This is a genomic window from Salinicola sp. (assembly GCF_982684285.1).
The window spans coordinates 1-4,580 of record NZ_CEXLVS010000031.1 but is presented as its reverse complement, the minus strand read 5'-3'; the positions used below and the strand labels follow the sequence as shown (position 1 = coordinate 4,580).

General features: G+C 66.4%; 5 protein-coding genes. 3 read left to right on the top strand and 2 right to left on the bottom strand.

Annotated features, from left to right (window positions below; genetic code table 11):
* The 3 genes from folK to AC3AYF_RS04545 all read left to right on the top strand — a co-directional run.
* The coding region (folK, locus tag AC3AYF_RS04555; protein ID WP_487779446.1) for a 2-amino-4-hydroxy-6-hydroxymethyldihydropteridine diphosphokinase at positions 1-404 on the top strand (404 nt) is incomplete at its 5' end.
* A gap of 185 nt (positions 405-589) precedes the next feature.
* Positions 590-2,110 (top strand): ATP-binding protein, encoded by a 1,521-nt coding sequence (locus AC3AYF_RS04550; protein WP_295037039.1) that lies wholly within the window; start codon positions 590-592, stop codon positions 2,108-2,110.
* 12 nt (positions 2,111-2,122) lie between these two features.
* On the top strand, positions 2,123-2,815 hold the full coding sequence (locus AC3AYF_RS04545; protein ID WP_295037042.1) for a response regulator: 693 nt from the start codon (positions 2,123-2,125) through the stop codon (positions 2,813-2,815).
* Between the two features lie 71 nt (positions 2,816-2,886).
* Here AC3AYF_RS04545 and AC3AYF_RS04540 read toward each other — a convergent pair whose 3' ends face one another.
* Both AC3AYF_RS04540 and AC3AYF_RS04535 read right to left on the bottom strand, forming a co-directional pair.
* Positions 2,887-3,423, bottom strand: coding sequence for an O-acetyl-ADP-ribose deacetylase (locus tag AC3AYF_RS04540; RefSeq protein WP_295037043.1), 537 nt, complete (start codon positions 3,421-3,423; stop codon positions 2,887-2,889).
* Between the two features lie 70 nt (positions 3,424-3,493).
* The coding region (locus AC3AYF_RS04535) for a fructose-specific PTS transporter subunit EIIC (protein ID WP_487779445.1) at positions 3,494-4,580 on the bottom strand (1,087 nt) is incomplete at its 5' end.

Sequence of the window (4,580 nt, the reverse complement as noted above, 5' to 3'; positions counted from 1 at the left end):
CGGCGGGCGGTTTCGACGACGAGCGCCCGTTCTACAACATGGTAGTGGCCTTCGAGACCGAACTCTCCCCGGCGGCGATCGATCGTCACTGCAAGGCGATCGAACGGGATAACGGCCGCCCGGCCGGCCCGGCCAAGTTCGTCGCCCGCACGCTGGACATCGACCTGCTGCTGTGGGGCGACAGCGTCGAGGGCGACGGCACTCGTCGGCTACCGCGGGAAGACATCGACCGCTATGCTTTCGTTCTTCATCCGCTGGCGGAGCTTCTGCCGACGCACCGGCACCCGGTCAGCGGACTCACGTTCACCGAACTGTGGGCATCTTTCGACGCCGCCGACCAGCCCCACTGGGCGATTGACTTCGTCTGGGGCGAGCGACGGCTATCCCGAAGCGACGACGCCTGATGTCGAAGCCGCGCTCTACCGTGCCCCGAACCCGACGCACCGGGGCAGGCAGCCCGGAGCCGGCAGTTCGAAGAACAGCGGCATGTGCGACAATCTCCACAATCTTTGCCGATTGCCTGAACCGTCACTGCCATGCGTTGCGCCACACTTAGGGACCGTCACCATACGTGAAAAAGCCTGCCCCTATGTCTCTATCGCTCAGCAGTCGACGTGACTGGCCGCGGCTGTCACGCCTGAGCTTCAAGCTTTTCGCCATCATCCTGGTCACCAATGTGCTGATCAGCGGCCTGGTGTTCGTGTTCGTCTCGAGGAGCCTGGACGAGGGGTTCGTCAATTATCTGGAACGCAGCCAGTCGACACGCGCCGAGACCCTGGCCAACGCACTGGGAGAGCAGTGGACGCAACGCGGGAGCTGGCAGTGGCTGCGCGACAATCCCCGCGCCTGGCAAAGCCTGGTCCGCAGCCAGCTATGGTCGAGCGACCGCCACCCTCCGACCGGGATCGATCGACAGCTGTCCGACGCCCGCGGCTACGTGCTGCTCGACGAGTTGAGCAACCCCGTCATCGGCGAACCCCTGCTCAAGCCGCCCCCCCAGGATCTCGATCTGGACATTCCGCCACCGCCGGAGCCGCACTTCGTTCCCATCCGCAGCGGCGACAAGCTGGTGGGGCAACTTGGCTATCTCCCCCCGGAACGCCTCATGGCGCGCATGGACCAGATATTCCTCGAGCGCCAGCAGCGCAACCTCACGATCATCGTCGGCTCGCTGTTTCTCACCTCGCTGCTGCTGGCGGGTGGGCTGGCCTGGTGGTTGGGGCGCCGCGCCCGTTTCATGACGCTGGCGACCCGGCGACTGACCCTGGGGGACTACAGCGTGCGCCTGTCCGAGCGCGGTCGCGACGAGCTGTCGCGCCTCTCCGCAGATTTCAATCAGCTGGCCGAAACGCTGGAGGCCAACCGGCGCGCGAGGCAGCGCTGGGTCGCGGACATCGCTCATGAACTGCGCACGCCGCTGGCGGTGCTGCGCGGCGAGATCGAAGCCATGCAGGATGGCGTGCGGCCACTGTCGCCGGACAATCTGGGGTCGCTGCAACAGGAGGTCGACCAGCTCGGGCATCTGGTCGAGGATCTGCGCCTGCTCGCCCAGAGCGACGCCGGCGCGCTGGACATGCACCTGGTTCCGGTGGATCTCGAGGAGTCACTGGTTCAGCGGCTCGAGGACAGCGAACCGCGCCTGGAGAGCCACGGCCTGACCCTTGAACTCGACACCGTGCCCGTATGGGTACGCGCCGACAGCCAGCGCCTGCGCCAACTGTGGGACAACCTGCTCTCCAACACCATTGCCTACACCGACGGCCCCGGCACGCTGCGCGTCATGCTGCGGCAACGTCACGACAAGGCGGAAGTGATCTGGGAGGATACGCCGCCGGGGGTGCCGGCCGACGAACTGCCGCGTCTGACCGAACGACTGTATCGGGTGGAAGGCTCACGCAACCGCCGTAGCGGCGGCAGCGGGCTGGGCCTCTCCATCGCCCGAGCGCTGATCGAGGCCCAGGGCGGCGTACTGACACCTTCCGCTTCGCCACTGGGCGGATTGCGCTGGACGCTGGCATTTCCGCTGGACCTGCCCGCTGAATCCTCGGCCGAGCCCTGCCTTCCCGCCGGGAAGGCAGCCAGCAGCGACGGCAGCCATACCAATCGATAGGGAGCCGGTTTGATGAACGACACCATTCTGATCGTCGAGGATGAACCCAAGATCGCCCGCCTGGTCGCCGACTACCTGTCGAAGAGCGGCTATGCCTCCGATCATATCGACCACGGCAACGCCGTCATGGAGTGGCTGGAGGAGAACCAGCCGATGCTGGTGCTGCTCGATCTGATGCTGCCCGGTACCGACGGCCTCACGCTGTGCCGCCAGATTCGCGAGCGATTCCCCGCCATACCGGTGATCATGCTGACCGCACGGGTCGAGGAGGTGGATCGATTGCTGGGGCTCGAGCTGGGCGCCGACGATTATATCTGCAAACCCTTCAGTCCCCGGGAGGTCGTGGCGCGCGTCAAGGCCGTGCTCCGCCGCAGCCATGGCATCACGAGTGCGGACGACGCCGGCAGCGAAGGCGACCACCTGACCCTGGACGAGGATGGCTGGCGCGCCATGGCGGGGAGCGAGGACCTCAATCTCACCGCCGTCGAGTTCCAGTTGCTCAAGGTGATGATGCACAGTCCGGGCCGGATATTCTCCCGCGACCAGTTGATGGACCACATGTACCGCGACCACCGCATCGTCTCCGAGCGCACCGTCGACAGTCACGTCAAGAAACTGCGCCGCAAGATCGCCGACGTCTGGCCGGAACGGGACATCATCCGCTCGGTCTACGGGGTCGGCTACAAGTACCAGCCGGAAGAGTGAGGCCAGCGGTCGGCCGGCCTCGGGAAACGAGGGAGGCCCTCCCCCTGCCGTAGCGCTTCTTCCTTCGGCGCCTACAGGGAAGCGCTCTTCAGGAAGCCTTCGGCGTCCCTCGCCGAGAAGAACACCAGCGTCACTTCCAGGCGGGGCAGCGTGGGCAACCGCTCGCGCATCACCTCCGCCACGATGCCAGCGGCCGCGTCGGCCGGATAGCCGTAGATGCCCGTCGAGATGGCCGGGAACGCCAGCCGCTCGAACCGATGCTCGGCGGCGAGATGCAAGGCGTTACGGTAGCAGTCGGCCAGCAGTTCGGAACGATCTTCCGATTTGGCGAATACCGGCCCGACCGTATGGATGACGTGACGCGCCGGCAGCTTGAAACCGGGCGTCATCGCCACTTCACCGACGGGCAATCCGTCCGGCCAGACCGTGCGCCGCAGTTCCCGGCACGCCTCGAGCAGCTCCGGGCCTGCCGCGCGGTGAATCGCCCCATCGACACCGCCACCGCCCTGCAGGCTCTTGTTGGCGGCATTGACGATGGCATCGCCCTCGAACCGGGTGATGTCGCCCTCGGCGACGGCCAGGCGATCGCCCTGCCAGTGAATCTTCATTGCGACCTCCGCTAGGCAACATGTGCTCTTGTCATCCACCAACGTAGGTCGCGATACCCACTTTCACGAATCAGGACGCCTGGCGACTCACCCCGGCGGTGTCGGGCGGGGCCGGGGCGACCGGCACCGTATCCGCCTCGCCACGCTTGAGCAGTGCGTAGCCGACCCCGGTGATCACCGAGCCGGCGGCAATGGCCAGCAGGTAGAGCAGCGCCAGGTTGACCGCGTTCGGGATCAGCAGCACGAACAGACCGCCGTGGGGTGCCATCAGCTTGACGCCGAACCACATCGAAAGCGCCCCGGTCACCGCACCGCCGAGCATCGAGATCGGAATCACCCGCAGCGGATCCTTGGCGGCAAAGGGAATCGCCCCCTCGCTGATGAAGCAGAGGCCCAGCACGAACGACGCCTTGCCCGCCTCTCGCTCGGCCTGGGCGAACCGGCTGCGCCTCAGGAACGTGGCCAGCCCCATGCCGATGGGCGGCACCATGCCCGCGGCCATGATCGCCGCCATCGGCATGTAGGTCTCGGTCGACAGCAGCCCCACCCCGAAGGTATAGGCTGCCTTGTTGACCGGCCCACCCAGGTCGAAGCACATCATCGCGCCGAGCAGCCCGCCCAGCAGGACCGCGTTGGTCGACCCCATGTTGTTGAGGAAGGTGGTCAATGTCGACAGCAGCGCCGCCACCGGGGTGCCGACCACGTAGATCATGACCAGCCCGGTGAACAGGCTCGCCAACAGCGGGATGATCAGGATCGGCTTGAGCGACTCCACGCTGGCCGGCAGCTTGACGTAGCGCGTCACCGCCCTGGCCGAGTAGCCGGCCAGGAAGCCCGCGAGGATCCCGCCGATGAAACCGGCCCCCAGGGTGGAGGCCAGCATCCCGCCGATCATCCCTGGCGCGATGCCCGGACGGTCGGCGATGGAGTAGGCGATATAGCCGGCCAGCACCGGCACCATCAAGGCGAAGGCGGTACCGCCCCCGATCTGCATCAGCGCCGCCGCCAGCGTCCCTTCCTGCTCGTAGGCCTTGATCCCGAACACGAACGAGAGCGCGATGCAGAGCCCGCCCGCCACCACCATCGGCAGCATGAACGAGACACCGGTCAGCAGGTGCTTGTAGACGCCCTTCTCCTTGAAGCTCTTGGCAGACTCG